Origin of the sequence: Enterobacter sp. A103, from assembly GCF_034427535.1 — a bacterium.
GTDB lineage: Bacteria > Pseudomonadota > Gammaproteobacteria > Enterobacterales > Enterobacteriaceae > Enterobacter > Enterobacter asburiae_B.
Genome location: NZ_JAXQPQ010000001.1, coordinates 956,592 through 972,827, shown reverse-complemented (window position 1 = coordinate 972,827; position 16,236 = coordinate 956,592). Strand labels below are relative to the sequence as shown.

The following is a 16,236-nucleotide window of genomic DNA, read 5'->3' as shown; positions in this document are numbered from 1 at the left end:
TACAAAACAGTACCGATTGGCTAAATTTTGACCAAATTACAAGTCATACTGATGGATTTATGGGTCATATTCACTTAAATTGTGTGACGTGGATCACATTTTTTTTAAATTTGAGGGTGGCTGGATTGTATGTGTCAAAACTGACGAGTAGAGTTTGCGTCGAATTAGGAAAAATCTTAGTTATTTGTAAGAAATGATAAATCATGTAAGAGACGCATTCGCGGTTTCTCTCTTACGGTTTCAGTGAATACAAACCTAAATTCAACTATGCATTTAGCCTTTTCTTTTTTATACCGGGTGATTTCCCGGCGACATCACGGGGTGCGGTCTTTCCGCATAAAAATAATAGTTGGTTATTCGGGATGGGAACAATGCATACATCCGAGTTGCTAAAACATATCTATGACATCAATTTGTCGTATTTACTGCTCGCGCAGCGTTTGATAAGTCAGGACAAGGCGTCCGCGATGTTTCGTCTGGGTATTAACGAAGAAATGGCAACCATGCTGGGCGGCTTAACCCTCCCGCAGATGGTTAAACTGGCTGAAACGAATCAACTGGTTTGCCAGTTCCGTTTCGATGATTCACAGACAATAACGCGTCTGACGCAGGAATCCCGTGTGGACGATCTTCAACAGATCCATACCGGTATTCTTCTTTCAACTCGCTTGCTTAACGAAATCAGCCAGCCTGATGACGTAGCCCGTAAGAAAAGGGCCTAGCAATGAGCGAGAAAAGCATTGTTCAGGAAGCGCGTGACATACAGTTGGCCATGGAGCTGATTACACTGGGTGCTCGTTTACAAATGCTGGAAAGCGAGACTCAGCTGAGCCGTGGTCGTCTCATCAAACTGTACAAAGAGTTACGTGGTAGTCCCCCGCCGAAAGGCATGCTGCCGTTTTCTACCGACTGGTTTATGACGTGGGAGCAGAATATTCATGCTTCCATGTTCTGTAATGCCTGGCAGTATCTTCTCAAAACCGGTTTGTGTAGCGGCGTTGACGCCGTGATCAAAGCGTACAAACTTTACCTTGAACAATGCCCACAGCAGGAAGAAGGCCCTCTGCTGGCGCTGACCCGCGCATGGACGCTGGTGCGTTTTGTTGAGAGCGGAATGCTTGAACTGTCGCGCTGCAACTGCTGCGACGGCAATTTTATTACCCATGCTCATCAACCTGCAGGCAGCTTCGCCTGTAGTTTATGTCAGCCTCCATCCCGCGCAGTAAAAAGACGTAAACTTTCCCGGGATGCTGCCGATATTATTCCACAACTGCTGGATGAACAGATCGAACAAGCTGTTTAACCCGAACGTGTGGGAAAGATTCCAGCAGCGGTAAGCAATTACCGCTGCTTTTTTTTACCCCGCAAACGGTAAACGCTGCGAGCTGGACGTCCTTGCCATAGTCACTAGCGGAAGGATGATGTCGTGCTTATCTTATTAGGTTACCTGGTAGTTCTCGGTACAGTTTTCGGCGGTTACATGATGACCGGCGGGCACCTTGGAGCACTCTATCAACCGGCTGAACTTATTATCATCGGCGGTGCAGGGGTAGGGGCTTTTATCGTTGGTAACAACGGTAAATCGATCAAGGGCACGCTGAAAGCGATTCCGTTGCTGTTCCGTCGCTCGAAATACACCAAAAGCATGTATATGGATCTGCTGGCACTGCTCTATCGCCTGATGGCGAAGTCGCGTCAGCAGGGCATGTTCTCGCTTGAACGGGATATTGAAAACCCGAAAGAGAGCGAAATTTTTGCCAGCTATCCGCGAATTCTTGCTGACGCCATGATGCTGGATTTCATCGTCGACTATCTGCGACTCATCATCAGCGGCAACATGAATACCTTCGAAATCGAAGCGCTGATGGACGAAGAGATTGAAACCCACGAAAGCGAATCTGAAGTGCCGGCCAACAGCCTGGCGCTGGTCGGCGACTCGCTTCCGGCATTCGGTATCGTTGCTGCGGTAATGGGCGTGGTTCACGCCCTGGCCTCGGCAGACCGTCCGGCAGCCGAGCTGGGCGCGCTGATTGCCCACGCGATGGTGGGGACTTTCCTCGGTATTTTGCTGGCGTACGGCTTCATTTCGCCGCTGGCGAGCGTGCTGCGCCAGAAGAGCGCGGAAACCACCAAAATGATGCAGTGCGTAAAGATCACGCTGCTCTCTAACCTCAACGGTTACGCGCCACCGATCGCGGTTGAGTTTGGCCGTAAAACGCTTTACTCCAGCGAGCGTCCGTCGTTTATCGAGCTTGAAGAACACGTGCGTGCGGTGAAAAACCCAAACCAACAGACGACAACTGAGGACGCATGAAAAACCAGTCCCATCCGATCGTCATCGTAAAAAAACGCAAGCACAAGGGCGGCGGGCATGGCGCACACGGCTCGTGGAAAATTGCGTACGCCGACTTTATGACCGCAATGATGGCGTTCTTTCTGGTGATGTGGCTGATCTCCATCTCCAGCCCAAAAGAACTGATCCAGATTGCCGAATATTTCCGAACGCCGCTGGCAACAGCGGTGGCCGGCGGGCCGCGTATCTCTAACAGCGAAAGCCCGATCCCGGGCGGCGGCGATGATTACACCCAGCAGAAGGGTGAGGTGAAAAAAGAGCCGAACATCGACGAGCTGAAAAGAAAGATGGAGCAGGCGCGTCTGAAGAAACTGCGGGGCGATCTCGATCAGCTTATTGAAGCGGATCCGAAGCTGCGCGCGCTGCGCCCGCATCTGAAGATCGACCTGGTGCAGGAAGGGCTGCGTATTCAGATTATCGACAGCCAGAACCGCCCAATGTTTAAAACCGGGAGTGCGGAAGTCGAACCGTACATGCGCGATATTCTGCGTGCCATTGCACCGGTGCTGAACGGCATTCCTAACCGAATCAGCCTGTCAGGACACACGGATGATTTCCCGTACGCCAGTGGGGAGAAGGGATACAGCAACTGGGAGCTTTCTGCCGATCGTGCCAACGCCTCGCGTCGCGAGCTGGTGGTAGGTGGGCTTGATGATGGCAAGGTACTGCGCGTAGTCGGCATGGCCGCAACCATGCGCGTTTCCGACCGCGGGCCGGATGATGCCATCAACCGTCGTATCAGTCTTCTAGTGCTGAACCAGCAGGCGGAGCAGGCCATCCTGCATGAAAACGCCGAAAGTCAGAATGAGTCACTGGACGATTTAAAACAGCCTGGGGCCGTTCCTTCGGCTGCCGTTCCAACATCGCCACCAGCCAATCCGAGGTGATAGCGTGAGCATGGATATTAGCGATTTTTACCAGACATTCTTTGATGAAGCCGACGAATTGTTGGCCGATATGGAGCAACACTTGCTCGATTTGGTGCCCGAAGCACCGGACTCCGAGCAGCTCAATGCCATCTTCCGTGCGGCGCACTCTATTAAAGGCGGAGCCGGAACGTTTGGATTTACCATCCTGCAGGAAACGACCCATTTAATGGAAAACCTGCTTGATGAAGCACGACGCGGTGAGATGCAGCTCAATACCGACATTATCAACCTGTTTTTGGAAACCAAAGATATTATGCAGGAACAGCTCGACGCCTATAAAAGTTCGGCAGAGCCTGATGCCGCCAGCTTTGAATACATCTGCAATGCGCTGCGCCAGCTCGCTCTGGAAGCAAAAGGTGAGGTCGCTGCAGCCGTTGTCCCTGCGGCGAAACTGAGCGTTGTCGATGCGGTTGCTGCCGACGAGGCCGCGCCAGCCGCTGCACAAGCGGGCAAGCTGCGCGTTGTGCTGTCACGCCTCAAAGAGAGTGAAGTTAACCTGCTGGAAGAAGAGCTGGGTAACCTGGCGAAATTAAGCAACGTGGTAAAAGGCAAAGACAGCCTTGCCGCGACGCTTGATGACGGTATTGGCCAGGACGATATCGTGGCGGTACTGTGCTTTGTGATTGAAGCTGACCAGATCGCCTTCGAAACCGAAACGGCCGCGGTTGACGCCCCTGCCGCTGCGGAAGAAGTGGCCGTTGTCGCTCAGGCCGCCGCACCGGCTGTGGCTCCTGCGGCTCCGGCGCTGAAGGCAGTGCCAAAAGAGGCCGCGGCACCTGGCCGTGGTGAAAAACCTGCCGCGCGCTCCAGCGAGTCAACCAGCATCCGCGTTGCCGTTGAGAAGGTCGACCAGCTGATTAACCTGGTGGGCGAACTGGTGATCACCCAGTCGATGCTGGCCCAGCGTTCTAACGAACTGGACCCGGTTACGCACGGCGATCTGATCACCAGCATGGGTCAGCTGCAGCGTAACGCCCGCGACCTGCAGGAATCGGTCATGTCCATCCGTATGATGCCGATGGAATATGTCTTCAGCCGCTTCCCGCGTCTGGTTCGCGACCTTGCCAGCAAGCTGAATAAACAGATTGAACTGACCCTGATGGGCAGCTCAACCGAACTGGATAAGAGCCTGATCGAGCGCATTATCGACCCGTTAACGCACCTGGTGCGTAACAGCCTCGACCACGGTATCGAACTGCCTGAAAACCGCATTGCCGCCGGAAAATCGCCGGTCGGCAACCTGATCCTCTCTGCGGAACACCAGGGCGGGAACATCTGCATCGAAGTGACCGATGACGGCGCGGGTCTTAACCGCGAGCGCATCCTGGCAAAAGCGATTTCGCAGGGGATGGCGGTCAATGAAAACATGACCGATGAAGAAGTGGGCATGCTGATCTTCGCGCCGGGCTTCTCTACCGCGGAGCAGGTGACCGACGTGTCCGGACGCGGTGTGGGCATGGACGTGGTGAAACGTAACATCCAGGAGATGGGCGGCCACGTTGAGATCCAGTCTAAACAGGGTTCCGGCACCACCATTCGCATCCTGCTGCCGCTGACGCTGGCGATCCTCGACGGCATGTCAGTCAAAGTGGCGGACGAAGTCTTTATCCTGCCGCTGAACGCCGTAATGGAATCCCTGCAGCCGCGTGAAGAAGATCTGCATCCGCTGGCGGGCGGCGAGCGCGTCCTAGAAGTGCGCGGTGAGTACCTGCCGCTGGTTGAGCTGTGGAAAGTGTTCGAAGTGGACGGGGCGAAGACAGAGGCCACGCAGGGCATCGTTGTGATCCTGCAAAGCGCGGGCCGTCGCTACGCGCTGCTGGTCGATCAGCTGATTGGTCAGCACCAGGTGGTAGTGAAGAACCTCGAAAGCAACTACCGCAAAGTGCCGGGTATTTCTGCCGCCACCATTCTGGGTGATGGTAGCGTGGCGCTGATCGTCGATGTGTCGGCGCTTCAGGGATTAAATCGTGAACAACGTGTGGCGTACACAGCCGCCTGATTAAGTAGAAGGTAATAACATGACCGGTATGAGTAATGTAACGAAACTGGCGGGCGAGCCATCAGGGCAGGAATTCCTGGTATTCACTTTAGGCGATGAGGAGTACGGCATCGATATCCTGAAAGTGCAGGAAATCCGTGGTTACGACCAGGTTACCCGCATCGCTAACACGCCTGCTTTTATTAAAGGTGTCACCAACCTGCGTGGCGTCATTGTGCCAATCGTGGACCTGCGCGTGAAGTTCAGCCAGGGCGACGTTGACTACGACGACAACACCGTGGTGATCGTTCTGAATCTGGGGCAGCGCGTGGTAGGTATCGTGGTGGACGGCGTATCTGATGTGCTTTCCCTGACCTCTGACCAAATTCGTCCTGCGCCGGAGTTTGCGGTCACGCTGTCGACCGAATACCTGACCGGCCTGGGCGCGCTCGGCGAGCGTATGCTGATTCTGGTGAACATCGAGAAACTGCTGAACAGCGATGAGATGGCGCTGCTGGATATCGCCGCGAGTCACGTAGCGTAGGTAAATGCAAAACGGCAACCCAGGTTGCCGTTTTTTGTGTTTGCTTCCTCTCCCTGTGGGAGAGGGCAGGGGTGAGGGCATCAGGCCTCACCCTTTTTTTCACCTTACGCTTCCTGCTTTACCAGCTCAGCTTCAGCTTCCGCTTCCCGCGCGCCTTCATTCTGTGACAGCATCGCGGTCGCAATACCATTGCCCAGCACGTTAATTGCGGAACGGCCCATGTCCAGGAAGTGGTCGATCCCCATCAGCAGCAGAATACCCGCCACCGGAATATTAAAGCTCGGAATGGTTGCTGCCAGCACCACCAGTGAAGAACGCGGTACGCCGGCAATCCCTTTCGACGCCAGCATCAGGGTCAGCATCAGCACCGTCACTTCAGAGAAGCTCAGGTGAATGTTGTACGCCTGAGCGATAAACATCGAGGCGAAAGAGCAGTACACCATCGAACCCACCAGGTTGAAGGAGTAGCCAATCGGCAGAACGAAAGAGGCGATGTTGCGCGAACAGCCAAAGCGCTCCAGCTGCTCCAGCGTTTTCGGGTAGGCGGCTTCAGAGCTGCTGGTGGTAAAGGCCACCAGGACCGGATCCTTCAGCATGCTGACCAGGCGAAACACCTCTTTTTTCAGCACCATGTAGCCCACGGCCAGCAGCACCATGCAGGTAAGAAGAATGGCAACATAGTAGCCGCCAATAAAGGAGGCGTAGTTCAGCAGAATGCCCAGACCCTGCGTGGCAATGACGGATGAAATCGCCGCGAAAATGGCCAGCGGAGCAACGTACATCACGTAACCCGTTACCTTCAGCATGATATGGGAAACCACATCCAGCGCGGCCACCAGCGGCGCGTTGAATTTCTGCCCCAGCGACGCGCCGCCGATGCCGAAGAACATTGAGAACACCACAATCTGCAGGATCTCATTGTTCGACATCGCCCCCGCGATGCTGGTCGGAATGGTGTGTGACAGGAACGCTTTCAGCGTCATGCCGCCCACGGCCAGGCCGGTATCCACCGCTTCTGTCGGAACCGTCAGGTTCAGACCGCTTCCCGGATGCTCCAGCGTGACGATGAACAGGCCAACCAGGATAGAGAGCACGGATGAGCTGATAAACCACACCATCGCTTTGCCGCCAACGCGGCCAATGGTGGAGGTTTCCCCCAGCTTCATAATGCCGACGGTGAGCGTGCTGAAGACCAAGGGTGCAATGACCATTTTGATCAGACGGAGGAAAATATCGGTCAGAAGGGTAATATTATCCGACCAGGCTTTGATGGCATCCGCAGATGCGTACTCATGAATTGCTGCCCCTGAAAGAATACCCGCCAGCATGAATATCACGATGAAGAGTGTGAGTTTGTTTGCACTTGCCACGAAAAAAGACCCTCTATGCGCTTCAGATGTAGCCCGCGTCGATACATATAAATTTTTTATTACGATGCGGGAAATTATTCGGCACATAAATTGACGCAAAGTGTAGGGGGATACAACTCCTTTTTAATTTTTATTAATTTTGTTGCTAATGCGCTGACGATATATTGTGATCGTCGTCACACTTTAATGGATATATTCTCCCCGAATAGAATAAAATCGCTGCCTGAATTAATTTAACTTTCTGTTATTTATAAGAAAATTGAGTCAATAAGACATATGCCTTATGCGTTAACGGGCTGGTGGTCGAAGCGATATCCATAAACTAGATTCTCAATAACCCCCTCAGAGGAACGTTAAGCGGGGCTAACATCTTGAACGACAAAAATAAAATGTGGCAAGGGAACGGAGACGTCTTCTGGAGGGTGGTAAATGAAAAGAAAACTTCTTTTGATCTGCGCAGGCACCTTACTGGCTGCGACAACGGCCCATCAGGCGCTGGCCGTCACCAGCAGCGGCACCATCGGTGCAACGCTGACGCTGACAAACGGGTGTCTGATAAACGGCTCGCCCGCGCAGAGTGGTATTAACTTCGGTACGCTCGATTTCGGTACCCATCCGGCAACCTTTTCCACGCTTACGACGCAGCTGAGCGGCGCCAGCGGCGGAAACACCTTCACCATTCAATGTACGACCGCCAGCTATACGGTCGCGATCACCGGTAATACCCACTCCACCGCGCCCGGCTCGGTTGTCGGTTCGCCGGGCACGCCTGAACGCTATCTGGTGAATACGGCCAACGCGGCACAGGGCGTGGCTTACAGCCTGTACAGCGACAGCGGGTTTAACACCGTGATTGCCAATAACGCCGCGCTGCCGATCGCGTCTACGGCCGGAGGGGTGGACAGTTACACCCTCTACGGACGGATTACCGGCGGCGGTAACAGCGTGACGGTCGTTCCGGGAACCTACACCGACACGATTAACGTCAGCGTCACCTACTAGTCCCGAACCGCCATGAAGGCATCTCTCACAGGTCTGCGCAAACGCGCAGAGGGACGCGTGCAGCCTTTTTTCGCGCTGATCGTCGGATTGCTCACGATGCCCACGGCGGATGCGGTGACATCCCAGTCGTTTAAGGTCAGCGCGACGATTGTCCCGGGATGCGCGGTGGCCACCGGTAGCGGAGGGCTTCTCGGTACGCTGGATTTTGGCAGCCATAACGGCGTCGAGAGCGCGCCGGTGAGCACCAGCTTTGTGCCAAACGGGGCGTTGTCTATTGCCTGTACGCCAGGCGTGGCGCTGAGCATGAGCATTAATGGCGGTCAAAATTATTCATCCGTTCGCCGCATGAAGCGCGCGAACGGCGTCGATATGGTGCCATACCGGCTCTACAGCAGCAGCTCGCTGGCCGCAAACAGCGAAATTGGCGTCAACCAGGCGATAGCGGTGACCTATACCAACAGCAATAACATCGCGCTGCCGCTTTTTGGCGTGGCGCTACTGACCGGGTTTAGCCCGGCGGGAACCTATTCCGATCAGCTCACCGTGACCTTGTCATGGTAATAAAGGGAGAGTGTTGATGAAGCCATTTTTCAGACCGGTTTGTCTGGCGGGCGCGTTGGGAATGGCGGTTGCTGGCCAGGCGCAGGCGGCGGCCACCATCCTGCTCTGGCCTATCGATCCCTGGCTTGCTGCGGACGCCAACGCCACGGAACTGTGGATCCAGAACCAGGGAAACAGCGCCACGACGATGCAGGTTCGCATCGTGCGCTGGAAGCAGGAGGACGGACACGAGCGCTATACCGCGCAGCAGGACGTGGTCGCCAGCCCGCCCATCGTCACGATTGGCACAGGCAACAAGCAGCTTATTCGCCTTATCAAACAGGCTTCGGTTCCCGCTGGGGTCGAACAGGCCTATCGCATTATCGTCGATGAAATTCCCCAGCCAGATGCCAAAGCCGAACCCGCCATCGGCCTGAAATTGCAGATGCGTTACTCCATCCCTCTGTTCGTATATGGACTGGGGATCCCGACCATCAAAGAGGGCGCGCATCACGCGCTGGCGGAGACCCAAAACCTGAGCTGGCGGGTGACGCAGGCGGAGGGGAAGCCTGCGCTGGAGGTCAAAAATCGGGGTGATGTTCACGTCAGGCTGAGCCAGGTGGCGCTGGAGCAGGGCGGTCAGAAACGCACGGTGGCGGAGGGATTGCTGGGTTACGTCCTGCCGGGCAGCACCCGCAGCTGGCCTATACCCGCTGGCGTTCGTCAGCCAGAGCGGATGAGCGCGCAGATTAATGCCAGGGACGAACAATGGCAGTCGACGCCCGTCAACTGAAGCCGGCGATGATGATACTGCTATGCGTCAGTTCAGCGACTCTGGCCGGGCCCGGCGACGACAGTTTACCGCCGCCTCCCCGGGCACAGGCGATAAATGATGAAGCGGTTTTCCAGCTGGCCATCGTGGTCAATCACTACGATACCGGCCTGGTCGTGCCCGTGACGCAGCGTAAAGGCGCTTTCTTTATCTCCAGCGCCGATTTGCTGCGCGCGGGTCTGCCCCCGGCGCATGTTCCCACCGGCGAGGTAAATCTCTCCTCGCTTGCTCAGGTTCGGGTGGAGTACGACAGCGCCGCGCAGCGCCTGCTGCTGACAGTTCCCCGCGACTGGGTGACGGCCCGCTTGACGCCTTTCAGCGCGCAAGCGGCGCAGGCCAAACCGCACTACGGGCGCGGGGCGCTGCTGAATTACGATCTCTACACCAACCACACGGAACATATCGGCGGACAGGCGTCGATCTGGCATGAGTTCCGCTACTTCAACGAAAACGGCTCGTTTTCCTCGACCGGTTACGCGCGGGAAAATTTCACCGGTAACGACGGCCAGCAGGAAGGGTATGTCCGCTATGACACGACCCTGCTGTTCACCAACGAAGATGACGCGATGAGCTGGAGCGCCGGGGACGTGATCAGCGATGCCCTGAGCTGGAGCTCCAGCGTGCGGATGGGGGGGATAAGCGTCGGGCGGGATTTCTCCCTGCGTCCTGACCTGGTGACATGGCCGCTGCCCGAGTTCGCGGGGGAAGCCGCGGTACCCACTTCGGTCGATCTTTTTATCAACGGCTATCGCTCCGGCTCAACCCAGCTTCAGCCGGGCCCCTTCACCCTGACTAATCTGCCCTATATCAACGGCGCCGGGGATGCGGTGCTGGTCACAACGGATGCGCTGGGGCGCCAGGTAAGCACCACGCTACCGTTTTACGTCACCAGCGACCTGCTCAAACAAGGGCTGAGCGACGGCGCCGTGACGCTCGGCAGCCTGCGGCGTAATTACGGTATCAAGAATTTTGACTACGGTCCGGCAGCCGGCAGCGGCTCGTATCGCTACGGAATGACGGACTGGCTAACCCTCGAGGGCCACGCGGAAGGGGCGCAGGAGCTGGCGCTGGGCGGTGCGGGGACGGTGATAAAACTCGGCCAGTTTGGCGTGGTGAATACCTCTTACTCGCAAAGCCGCATGCGCGGTGATGCGGGCGGGCAAATCAACTGGGGTTACCAGTACAGTACCAGCGAGTTTAGCGTCGCCACCCAGCACACGCGTCGCGACCGAGGCTTTGGCAATTTGGCCCTTTACGATCAGCCGACGGTGTATGACGAAAACGATAAGCCCATCGCCAGCTTTAGCCGTAATACGGACCAGTATTCGCTGACCTTCAATCTGGGACGGTACGGCAATATCGGTGCGGCCTGGATAGGCGTGGAGAGTTTTGACAGCCAAAAAACCGAGCTGCTCAATCTCTCCTGGAGCCGAAACCTGTGGGGAGCGAGCAGTATTTACCTGGCCGGCAGCCGGGATCGGCAGCGGGGAGACTGGACGGTCGCGCTGTCGCTGCAGGTGCCGCTGGGGGCGCGCGACAGCGCTGCCGTCACCGTTGAAAACACCCCGGATGCAGGCAGTACCCAGCGCATTAACTACAACCACTCCATGCCTTCTGACGGTGGGTTCAGCTGGAACATGGCCTGGGCCAACCAGTCAAGATCCAGTGATTATCAACAGGGTACGCTGGGCTGGCGCAATAACAACATCGAGCTGCAGGGCGGCGGCTATGGCGAAAGGGATACCATGACCTGGTGGGGCGAGGCGATGGGCGCCGTTGTGCTGATGGACGGCGAGCTGTTCGCGGCGAATAAGATCAACGATGCGTTTGTGGTCATCAGTACCGATGGCCACCCGGACGTGCCCGTCAGCTATGAGAACCAGCCCGTCGGTAAAACCAATAACAACGGCTACCTGCTGGTCAGCGGGGTGTCGGCGTATTACCCGGCAAGCTACCGGATTGATACTTTGAATCTGCCGGCGGATACCCGTCTGAAAGAGACCGAGCGGCGGATCGCGATTCGGCGCCACAGCGGCTATCTGGTCGATTTCCCGATGGAGCAGGAACGGGTGGCCAGCGTTATTCTGCATGACGCGCGCGGGAAGGCGTTGCCGGTGGGAAGCCAGGTTCGACGCGCCTCGCGCAGCAATGCGGTGGTGGGGTATGACGGCATCGCCTGGCTGGAAAATCTCAGCGATGTGAACCCGCTGGAGGTGATCGCACCTGACGGGAGGCGCTGTAAGACTACCCTGACCGTGGGGGCCAATCCGGAGCACAAGCTGAAAACCTACGGGCCGCTGGTTTGCCGGGAGGAGCCATGACGCGCCTGCTGCTATTCATCCTGCTGCTGTTCTCCGGCGGCGGCTGGGCGGCGTGTACCGTCAGTACGGTTAATGCGTCGTTTGGCAGCGTCACCTCGTTCGCGCTTAGCGGAACCGGAGAAGTTCAAACCACCGGCACGCTGGTAGTGGCCTGCGATGCCGTACTGAATCTGCTGACCAGCGACTCGGTAACGCTGACCTACACCGCGGCATCGGTTTCGGGCAGCAGCCGGGCCACGATGAAACGCACGGATAATGCGGCCATCACCGACGTGATCCCCACCCGGCTGTGCGGGTTATCGGGATGCGCGAGCAGCAGCGAGGTACAGATAAGTAAATCATATACCTGGAGCGGGAGTACCCTGCTGGGGTTGCTGGGGTCAAAGCAGTACAACATTCCGCTCTATTTCCGCACCGTCGCCGGGCAAAACGTCACTGCCGGGCCATATCAGGTGCAGTTAACCTTCAGCATTAACTACAGCGTCTGCTCCGTGGGCGCGCTTGGCATTTGCACAATCAATCAGACGGGAACCGCGACAACCACCATCCTGCTGGATATGACCGTTACCAACGACTGCAGCGCCATGACCACGCCAGATGTGAACTTCAACAGCGCGCCGCTGGTGCAAAGTTTCCCCACCGTCTCGCAGGCGATTGCCGTCACCTGTACCAAAGGAAGTTCGTATACCATCGGCATTAATAACGGTGCCAACGCGCTGAACAACGTGCGGCGGATGGTGAGCGGCAGCAACGCCATGAGCTACGACATCTATAAGGAAGCCACCGGTAACCGCTGGGGCGGCAGCGGCAGCGAGCGCTGGTCCAGCGCGGTATCGTCCCAGGTCAGTACCGACGGTTTACTGCGCACCTACAACTACACCGCGAAAGTCCTGACCAATCAGGCCACGCCGCCCGCCGGAACCTACACCGACACGCTGATTGTCGACGTGGCGTTTTAACCCCGCGCTTTTCCCTTTCGCAAATGTAAAGTTCCTGTGGGCTGTGCCGATAACACCGTTAATAAATCTATGAGAAGGTGTTGTATGTTGAACCGTATCCGCGTTGTCACAATGCTCATGATGGTGCTGGTCATTTTCGCACTTCTTCAGCTCATCTCCGGCGGGCTTTTTTTCTCGTCATTAAAACAGAACCAGGACAGCTTCGCGGCCTCGAACGATCTCCGCCTGCAGCAGAGTGAACTCACCTCAACGTGGGATCTGATGCTGCAAACGCGTATCAACCTGAGCCGCTCGTCCGCGCGCATGATGATGGACCCCAACAATCAGCAGAGCAGCGCGAAAACCGATCTGTTGAAAAATGCCCGTGCCACCCTCGCTGACGCCGCGAAACACTACGACGCCTTCAAAAAGATCGCCCCGCAGCCTGCTATGGAGCAGGTGAGCCAGAATATTGATGAAAAATACAATGCCTACCATACCGGCCTGACAGAGCTGATTCAGTTCCTGGAGAGCGGCAATATGGACGCCTATTTCGCGCAGCCAACGCAGGGGATGCAAAACGCACTCGGCGCGGCGCTGGGGGAATACGCGAAGGTCAGTGGCGATCTCTATCACTCGGCCTTTACGGCAAGCCAGAATGACTACCGCTTTGCAAAATGGCAGATGGCCGTGATGGCGCTGGCGCTGGTCATTGTGCTGGTCGCGGTCTGGTACGGCATTCGCCATATCCTGCTGAACCCTCTCGGCCGCGTCATTGCCCACATTCGTGAAATTGCCGGCGGTGACCTGACCAAAACGCTGACCGTTTCCGGGCGCAATGAGATCACCGAGCTGGCAAACAGCGTTGACCATATGCAGCGTTCGTTAATCGAAACCGTTGCCAACGTACGTAACGGGTCGGAGGCTATCTACACCGGCACCAGCGAAATTGCGATGGGGAATAACGACCTCTCTTCTCGTACCGAGCAGCAGGCGTCCGCCCTGGAAGAGACGGCCGCCAGCATGGAGCAGCTCACCGCGACCGTGAAGCAGAACGCCGATAACGCCCGCCAGGCGTCTCAGCTGGCGGAAAGCGCCTCCGAGACGGCACAGCGCGGCGGCCGCGTGGTGGATGGCGTGGTGAAAACCATGCACGAAATCGCCGACAGCTCGAAGAAAATCGCCGACATCATCAGCGTTATCGACGGCATTGCCTTCCAGACCAACATTCTGGCGCTGAACGCCGCCGTGGAAGCGGCGCGCGCGGGTGAACAGGGGCGCGGGTTTGCCGTGGTGGCCGGGGAAGTACGCAACCTGGCCAGCCGCAGCGCCAACGCGGCCAAAGAGATCAAGTCTCTGATTGAAGATTCCGTCTCCCGCGTGGATACCGGCTCCGTGCTGGTGGAAAGCGCCGGGGAGACCATGAATGACATCGTGAATGCCGTCACCCGCGTGACGGACATCATGGGTGAAATCGCCTCTGCGTCCGATGAGCAGAGTCGTGGTATCGACCAGGTTGCCCTGGCGGTATCGGAAATGGATCGCGTGACACAGCAAAACGCCGCGCTGGTGCAGGAGTCCGCTGCGGCGGCCGCTGCTCTGGAAGACCAGGCGAGCCGTCTGAAGATGGCCGTCTCGGCGTTTCGTCTCGCTTCACTCGCTGGAAACACGGTCACCCCGCAGGCGACGTATCGCGCGCCAGCCGTTGAATCGGCTGTAAACCGTACGCGCACCGCGACGACCGGACAAGATGAAAACTGGGAAACATTTTGACTGACAATTAAACCGCGGCTGCTTGCCGCTTGATGGGAGCGTGGATGTTAAATCGTATTCGTATCTCGACCACACTGTTTTTGATTCTGATCCTTTGCGGTGTGTTGCAGGTTGGCAGTAACGGGTTGTCTTTTTGGGCGTTTCGCGATGGCTATCAGAATTTGCAGGAAGTTGAGGCGAGTAATCAGCAGCGCTCCGCACTGGCACAAACGCGTGCCGTGCTGTTGCAGGCAAGCACTGCGCTGAACAAGGCGGGAACCTTAACCGCGCTGAGTTATCCGCCGGATGACATTAAAGCGCTGATGGCGACCGCGCGCGACAGCCTGAAGCAGGCTGACGCACAGTTTAAAGCCTTTACGGCGCAGGCCGCCGACAGTGAGAAAGAGAAAGCGCTGAAGGCCGCCATGAAGACGAACTTTGAGCAGTGGTACAGCGATCTGGACCACCAGGCGACGTGGCTTGAGAACAACCAGCTTTCGGACTTTATGACTGCACCGGTTCAGGCGTCTCAGGCGGCGTTTGACGGCAGCTTTAACGCGTGGCAGCAGGATATTAACCAGTCTGTTCAGCGTGCCGGTGACCAGAGCCGTCAAAGCTATCACATGTCGGGCGTCATCTTTGCCGTGGTGGTGATCCTGGCAGGGCTGCTGACCGGCGGGGCGCTGCTCTGGTCGCGCAGAATGATCGTGCAGCCGCTGGCGATTATCAGCAGCCACTTCGACAGTATTGCGAGAGGGGACCTGGCGCGTCCGGTGGCGGTGTTCGGCAAGAACGAAATTTCGGCGATCTTTGCCAGCCTGAAGGCGATGCAGGGATCCCTGCGGGAAACGGTGAGCGATGTGCGGCAGGGCAGCTATGCCATGCACACCGGGATCTCTGAGATTGCGGCGGGGAACAACGATCTCTCGTCCCGCACCGAGCAGCAGGCGGCCTCGCTGGCGCAGACGGCGGCCAGCATGGAGCAGTTAACCGCGACGGTAGGCCAGAACGCCGATAACGCGCGTCAGGCGTCTGACCTGTCAAAACAGGCGGCGATGACGGCGAAGAAAGGCGGCGACCAGGCGTCCCATGTCGCCAGCACCATGCAGGAGATTGCCACCAGCTCGCAGAAAATTGGTGACATCATCAGCGTGATTGACGGTATCGCGTTCCAGACCAACATTCTGGCGCTGAATGCCGCCGTGGAAGCGGCGCGCGCCGGTGAGCAAGGGCGCGGGTTTGCGGTGGTGGCGGGGGAAGTACGTAACCTGGCGAGCCGCAGCGCCAACGCGGCGAAAGAGATTAAGGTGCTGATCGAAGAGTCGGTTTCGCGTGTTCAGCAGGGCTCAACGCTGGTGGATACGGCGGCGAAAACCATGCACGAGATCGTCACCTCCGTGACGAGGGTGAACGACATCATGGGCGAGATTGCCTCTGCGTCGGATGAACAGCGTCGCGGGATTGAGCAGGTTGCCCAGGCCGTCAGCCAGATGGATCAGGTGACGCAACAGAACGCCTCGTTAGTTGAGGAAGCGGCAGCGGCAACCGATCAGCTGGCCAGCCAGGCGGATCGTCTGACCGGACTGGTCGCGGTATTTAATGTGAAAGAGCACGTTGAAGCAGTAACAGAAGTCGGGCGGTCGCAGGCCGTGCCAGTTGTATCCTGAATGTAATTAA

At 57.0% G+C, this 16,236-nt stretch carries 14 protein-coding genes; 13 read left to right on the top strand and 1 reads right to left on the bottom strand.

Annotated features, from left to right (window positions below):
• Positions 1-371: 371 nt before the first annotated feature.
• From flhD to cheW, 6 genes are all read left to right on the top strand, one after another.
• Entirely contained in the window at positions 372-722 is a 351-nt protein-coding gene (gene flhD / locus SPH27_RS04665; protein ID WP_008500415.1) for a flagellar transcriptional regulator FlhD, read from the top strand.
• Positions 723-724: 2 nt separating this feature from the next.
• Positions 725-1,303 carry a flagellar transcriptional regulator FlhC gene (flhC, locus tag SPH27_RS04660; protein ID WP_013096051.1) on the top strand — a complete coding sequence of 193 codons (579 nt, stop codon included), beginning with the start codon at positions 725-727 and terminating at the stop codon, positions 1,301-1,303.
• A gap of 123 nt (positions 1,304-1,426) precedes the next feature.
• Complete coding sequence (gene motA, locus SPH27_RS04655; RefSeq protein ID WP_008500417.1) at positions 1,427-2,314, top strand: flagellar motor stator protein MotA; 888 nt, start codon at positions 1,427-1,429, stop codon at positions 2,312-2,314.
• Positions 2,311-3,240: a flagellar motor protein MotB gene (gene motB, locus SPH27_RS04650; protein ID WP_032658606.1), complete on the top strand. Its 930-nt coding sequence runs from the start codon at positions 2,311-2,313 to the stop codon at positions 3,238-3,240. The genes motA and motB overlap by 4 nt, the downstream gene beginning before the upstream one ends.
• Positions 3,241-3,244: 4 nt before the next feature.
• A complete protein-coding gene (gene cheA / locus SPH27_RS04645; RefSeq protein WP_029741332.1) occupies positions 3,245-5,281 on the top strand; it encodes a chemotaxis protein CheA in 2,037 nt (678 codons plus the stop codon).
• A gap of 19 nt (positions 5,282-5,300) precedes the next feature.
• Complete coding sequence (gene cheW / locus SPH27_RS04640; protein ID WP_023312262.1) at positions 5,301-5,804, top strand: chemotaxis protein CheW; 504 nt, start codon at positions 5,301-5,303, stop codon at positions 5,802-5,804.
• Between the two features lie 104 nt (positions 5,805-5,908).
• Here cheW and SPH27_RS04635 read toward each other — a convergent pair whose 3' ends face one another.
• Positions 5,909-7,174, bottom strand: a complete 1,266-nt coding sequence (locus SPH27_RS04635) for a dicarboxylate/amino acid:cation symporter (RefSeq protein ID WP_033145875.1) — start codon at positions 7,172-7,174, stop codon at positions 5,909-5,911.
• Between the two features lie 429 nt (positions 7,175-7,603).
• Here SPH27_RS04635 and SPH27_RS04630 point away from each other — a divergent pair, with 429 nt between their 5' ends.
• The 7 genes from SPH27_RS04630 (at position 7,604) to tap (ending at position 16,226) form a co-directional block, all read left to right on the top strand.
• Entirely contained in the window at positions 7,604-8,176 is a 573-nt protein-coding gene (locus SPH27_RS04630; RefSeq protein ID WP_023312260.1) for a spore coat U domain-containing protein, read from the top strand.
• Positions 8,177-8,188: 12 nt separating this feature from the next.
• Positions 8,189-8,737, top strand: coding sequence for a spore coat U domain-containing protein (locus SPH27_RS04625; protein WP_039263671.1), 549 nt, complete (start codon positions 8,189-8,191; stop codon positions 8,735-8,737).
• Between the two features lie 16 nt (positions 8,738-8,753).
• Entirely contained in the window at positions 8,754-9,509 is a 756-nt protein-coding gene (locus SPH27_RS04620) for a molecular chaperone (protein ID WP_182072158.1), read from the top strand.
• Positions 9,485-11,869 (top strand): fimbria/pilus outer membrane usher protein, encoded by a 2,385-nt coding sequence (locus SPH27_RS04615; RefSeq protein WP_182072160.1) that lies wholly within the window; start codon positions 9,485-9,487, stop codon positions 11,867-11,869. The genes SPH27_RS04620 and SPH27_RS04615 overlap by 25 nt, the downstream gene beginning before the upstream one ends.
• Entirely contained in the window at positions 11,866-12,828 is a 963-nt protein-coding gene (locus SPH27_RS04610; protein WP_033145871.1) for a spore coat U domain-containing protein, read from the top strand. The genes SPH27_RS04615 and SPH27_RS04610 overlap by 4 nt, the downstream gene beginning before the upstream one ends.
• A gap of 84 nt (positions 12,829-12,912) precedes the next feature.
• Positions 12,913-14,580, top strand: coding sequence for a methyl-accepting chemotaxis protein II (tar, locus tag SPH27_RS04605; RefSeq protein WP_048977656.1), 1,668 nt, complete (start codon positions 12,913-12,915; stop codon positions 14,578-14,580).
• A 44-nt stretch (positions 14,581-14,624) separates the two neighbouring features.
• Positions 14,625-16,226, top strand: a complete 1,602-nt coding sequence (gene tap / locus SPH27_RS04600; RefSeq protein WP_182072162.1) for a methyl-accepting chemotaxis protein IV — start codon at positions 14,625-14,627, stop codon at positions 16,224-16,226.
• Positions 16,227-16,236 lie beyond the last annotated feature (10 nt).

Excerpts from the sequence above, each read along its gene's own strand:
- SPH27_RS04625 (WP_039263671.1), top strand. The coding sequence starts at position 8,189 with ATGAAGGCATCTCTCACAGGTCTGCGCAAACGCGCAGAGGGACGCGTG.
- cheW (WP_023312262.1), top strand. The coding sequence starts at position 5,301 with ATGACCGGTATGAGTAATGTAACGAAACTGGCGGGCGAGCCATCAGGG.
- tap (WP_182072162.1), top strand. The coding sequence starts at position 14,625 with ATGTTAAATCGTATTCGTATCTCGACCACACTGTTTTTGATTCTGATC.
- SPH27_RS04610 (WP_033145871.1), top strand. The coding sequence starts at position 11,866 with ATGACGCGCCTGCTGCTATTCATCCTGCTGCTGTTCTCCGGCGGCGGC.
- SPH27_RS04620 (WP_182072158.1), top strand. The coding sequence starts at position 8,754 with ATGAAGCCATTTTTCAGACCGGTTTGTCTGGCGGGCGCGTTGGGAATG.
- flhD (WP_008500415.1), top strand. The coding sequence starts at position 372 with ATGCATACATCCGAGTTGCTAAAACATATCTATGACATCAATTTGTCG.
- flhC (WP_013096051.1), top strand. The coding sequence starts at position 725 with ATGAGCGAGAAAAGCATTGTTCAGGAAGCGCGTGACATACAGTTGGCC.
- SPH27_RS04630 (WP_023312260.1), top strand. The coding sequence starts at position 7,604 with ATGAAAAGAAAACTTCTTTTGATCTGCGCAGGCACCTTACTGGCTGCG.
- tar (WP_048977656.1), top strand. The coding sequence starts at position 12,913 with ATGTTGAACCGTATCCGCGTTGTCACAATGCTCATGATGGTGCTGGTC.
- SPH27_RS04615 (WP_182072160.1), top strand. The coding sequence starts at position 9,485 with ATGGCAGTCGACGCCCGTCAACTGAAGCCGGCGATGATGATACTGCTA.
- motB (WP_032658606.1), top strand. The coding sequence starts at position 2,311 with ATGAAAAACCAGTCCCATCCGATCGTCATCGTAAAAAAACGCAAGCAC.